Raw genomic sequence first — 3,792 nt, 5'->3', positions numbered from 1 at the left:
GCCGGCGGGCCGGGTCTGACGGTGGTCACCCACAACGTGAACGCCGCCAACCCGGACCCGGCCGGCACCGCCCGCGCGCTGCTCGCCGCCGGCCCGGACCTGGTCGCGCTGGAGGAGGTCACCGACGCGGCCCTGCCCGCCTACCGGAGCGTGCTGGACCAGGCGCTGCCCCACCACGCCCGCACCGGCACCGTCGCCCTGTGGAGCCGCTACCCGGTGACGGAGTCCCGGCGGCTGGTCATCGACCCCGGCTGGAACCGCTCCCTGCGGGCCGAGGTCCGCGCGCCGGGCGGGCCGTTGGCGGTGTACGTCGCCCACCTCGCCTCGGTGCGGACCACTGTCACCGGCTTCGCCACCGCCCACCGCGACCGCGACATCACCGCCCTCGCCGGGGCCCTGGACGCCGAACCGCTGCGCCGGGTCGTGCTGCTGGGTGACCTCAACACCGCCGCCGACGACCGCGCCCTCGCCCCGCTGGCCGGCCGTCTCACCCCGGCCCGCGGCGGCTTCGGCTTCAGCTGGCCCGCCGCGCTGCCCCTGGTCCGCATCGACCACGTCCTCACCCGCGGCCTTGCCGCCACCGACACCTGGACCCTGCCCGCCACCCCCAGCGACCACCGCCCGGTGGCGGCGAGGCTGTCGGCGTGACGGTGGGCCTCGGCAGGCGGCTCGGGTCGGCTCTCGGCGTTGGGGGTGCGTGCATGGCAGGGCGGAGGAGTGGGCACCTCCCGGCCGCCAGGCCGGGGGCGCGTCGCGGGCCCGGGACTGACCGACGCGGGCGGGGGCCGAAGAACCGGCGAAGGCCGGCTGACCCACGCGCGTCCCACCGCCCGGGGGCCGAGGCCGGAAGCCGTCCCTTCGGCCCCCGACCCTCTCAAGACCCGTCCCATATCCCCAGACGCTTGAGGCGACGCTGCCGGAGCCGCTCTGACACGGCCGTGAGACCGAAAACAAGCCCCAAAAGCAGCCCGAACACTACAGCGAACAGGGGATCACCGGGTTCCTCCTCACGCGACAGCATCAAGAAGAAGAGCGTGAACGGCACGGCCATGCAAAGGCCCGTGCCTATCGGGTGTCGGGCCGCCCATTTCTGGATCCGCGTCGGACGTTTCTGCCCACCCAGGGCACGATCCACAGCCCAGAAGACATCCCCCAGGGACCGCCGCCAGTTCGCCATGGCAGAAGGATATGGCAGCCGATCGACTGCCCCGCCCAGGATCATGACTGGGCAACGGCCTGACAGACACCGAGATCAGGCAGCGAGGTCATTTCCCGTGATCTGCCGTCAGTTCGCGGGTACGGCGTCCTTCGGTGCGGTGTGCCAGTTGGTGACGACCGGCTTGTCGACCGGGGTGGTGCCGACGGGGACGCTCGCCGGGTTCGGGTCGGGGTTGCCGATGCCGATGATGACGTCGGTGAACTCGACCGCCTGGTTGCCCTTGGTGGTCTTGGCCATGATGCCCGCGTACACGGTCTTGGCGCCGCTCAGGGTGATCGGCTCTCCGGCGGCGTGCTCGAAGGGCGCGGCCTCGATGCCGCCCGAGCCGAACGCGATGACGGGGTGGCCGGCGGGGAGCGTGCAGGTGATGCCCGACTTGGCCTTGGCGCTGATCAGGATGTAACCGCCGGCCTGGGATTCGGCCTTCGCGCCGAAGACCAGGTCGTTGGCGCCGCAGGCCTGGCCGTACCCGCTCTTGTCGGCGGCGGGGGCGGACGGGGCGGCGGAGGACTTGGGGGCGGCGGAGGACTTGGGCGGGGCGGTCTGTGTCGGTGCGGCTCCGGCCGGTGCGGCGGCGGTGGCCGCAGGGCCGGTGGCCGCGGGGCCGGTGGCCGCGGGAGCCGCGTCGCTGTTGTCCGGTCCGCAGGCCGTTGCGGTGGCGGCGATCGCCGCGACGGCGGCGGCGGTGAGGACGAGGCGGCGCGTGCGCATGAGGATCTCCTGCTGTCGTTCGGGCGGTGCGGGTCTGTGATGCGTGACCACCGTACGGGGGGGTCGTTCACGGGCCGGTGCGGGAAATATCCCGATCCTGTCCCAGAGGGCGGAGAAAGCGGACGGGCCGGCTCCCCGAGGGAAGCCGGCCCGTCCGCAGATTCACTGAGGCTATGTCAGGCGAGCAGGTCGGACTGGAGGGTGACGACCTGACGGAAGGGGACGGTCGGGACGCCCGCGGGGTTGGTCATGGTGATGACGGCGAGGATGTCGGAGGCGGAGACGTAGGCGAAGCGGGCGGTGGGGTCGCCCTTGGGGCCGGCTGTGGTGGATTCCATGACGGTGCGGCTGATGCCGTCGACGGTGTCCCAGTCGGAGTGGGAGGTGGTCCTGGTGTCGGGTGCGGCCTTGGGCTGGGCCTTGCCGCGCAGGGCGGTGAAGGCGTCCCAGGACTCCCGGAAGGAGCCGAAGCGCAGCAGCCGGATCTGGGTGCGGGTGCCGTCGGAGGCGGTCCACTCCCGGACGGTGGCCGCACGGCAGGCGTCCGCCAGCAGCAGGGAGCGCATCTTGGCCGCGTCCTGTTGTTCCTCGGCGATCGCGTCGCAGGGCACCCACTGACCGAACTCGGAGACGGGGGCGAGCGCGGTGGCGGAGGCCGAGGGCGTCGGGGAGGCCGTCGGCGAAGCCGAGGGGGTGGGGCCGAGGGTGGGGGCCGGGAAGACGGGCGGGGTCAGGGGGCCGCCCGCCTCCTTGGGGGCGGGCAGCAGCAGGTAGCGCAGGTCCGCCTGGTGCGGGGACCTGCCCTTGCCGTCCGGGGCCTCCTTGCCGGCGGGCAGCGGCGGCAGCGTCAGCGGCGCGAAGGTGTAGCGGCCGTCGCTCGCGGTGGCCAGCCCGGGCAGGTCGGTGCGCTCGGGCGCGGTGACGGCCAGCGCGGTGCCGGTGCCGGCGAGGGCGAACACCAGGGCGGCGCAGCTCCAGCGCACCGCGGCCTTGCGACGGCGGGTGCGGCGGGCCTCCTGCTCCGCGAGGACGGTGGGGTCCGCCGGGGCGGCCGGGTCCTCGGGAACGAGGGGGACGGCGGGGTCCGCGACGGCCTCGGGAACGGGCGGCGGCGGGGTGGCGTGGCCGGTCATACGGAGGCTCCCGGGCGGGCGAGGCGGTCGAGCTGGAAGGTGAAGAGGGCGACGATCTTGTCCTTGGGCAGCGGTGCCACGCCCTCGGCGTTCATGATCACCAGGAGGTCGCCCTCGGCGGCCGAGCACTCCAGGTAGTCGATCGGCGCGGACGGCGGCGCGGGCATCAGGTAGCAGTGCGCCTCGGGGTGGCCCGGGATGGCCGGGCCGATCCGGAACAGGCCGGTGTCGCCGGTGAAGACCGCGGTGTACTCGTTGATCCGCTGCACTTCCTGCTGGTTGAACTGGCGCAGCTTCAGGCTGACCACCAGGTCGTCCCCGGCGGCGCGGTAGGTGCGCACGCCGGTGGCCTTGACGTGCATGCCCTCCCAGTAGGAGCGCATCTTGTCGCGCTTCTCCTTGGGGAGCTGCTGGAGGTCGGCGTCCAGTTCGGCGGACAGCTGCTCGCCGTTCAGCTCGGTGTCGTTGCCGTAGCCGCCGTCGTCCGGGCCCGGTTCGTAGCCGGCCGGGACGGGCAGCAGCAGGTCGCGCAGGGAGCCGAAGTGGCTGCCGTTGGACTTGGCGCCGTACGGCGTGGCGGTCGCGGTGGGCGTGGGAGCGGTGGACGGGGCGGCGGCGGTGGCCGGCGCGGGGTCGTCGTACTGGGTCTTGATGATGCCGACGCCGATGGCCACGCCGACCAGCGCGGCCGCGGCCGTCGCGGCGCCCGCGCGCAGCAGCCGGCGGGAG

The 3,792-nt window shown here is 73.8% G+C and carries 5 protein-coding genes; 1 reads left to right on the top strand and 4 read right to left on the bottom strand.

The annotated features are described in order from the left end of the window. Nucleotides 1–648, top strand: a 648-nt coding sequence (locus tag KS423_RS40775; RefSeq protein ID WP_224284775.1) for an endonuclease/exonuclease/phosphatase family protein, incomplete at its 5' end; no start/stop codon positions are given. Between the two features lie 226 nt (nt 649–874). On the opposite strand, the gene KS423_RS40770 is transcribed toward KS423_RS40775, so the two are convergent. The 4 genes from KS423_RS40770 to KS423_RS40755 all read right to left on the bottom strand — a co-directional run. Further along, on the bottom strand, nt 875–1,177 hold the full coding sequence (locus KS423_RS40770) for a hypothetical protein (RefSeq protein WP_224284774.1): 303 nt from the start codon (nt 1,175–1,177) through the stop codon (nt 875–877). Between the two features lie 108 nt (nt 1,178–1,285). Then, the gene (locus KS423_RS40765) at nt 1,286–1,930 is read right to left on the bottom strand and encodes a DUF4232 domain-containing protein (protein ID WP_224284773.1); all 645 of its coding nucleotides are present in this window, start codon (nt 1,928–1,930) and stop codon (nt 1,286–1,288) included. Between the two features lie 176 nt (nt 1,931–2,106). After that, nucleotides 2,107–3,063, bottom strand: coding sequence for a hypothetical protein (locus KS423_RS40760; protein WP_224284776.1), 957 nt, complete (start codon nt 3,061–3,063; stop codon nt 2,107–2,109). Then, on the bottom strand, nt 3,060–3,792 hold a 733-nt coding region (locus KS423_RS40755), incomplete at its 5' end, for a hypothetical protein (protein WP_224284772.1). The genes KS423_RS40760 and KS423_RS40755, both read right to left, overlap by 4 nt.

Origin of the sequence: Streptomyces sp. LS1784 (genome assembly GCF_020103755.1) — a bacterium.
Lineage (GTDB): Bacteria > Actinomycetota > Actinomycetes > Streptomycetales > Streptomycetaceae > Kitasatospora.
Note: the sequence above shows the minus strand (reverse complement) of the source record. Positions and strands in the feature narration are given on the sequence as shown.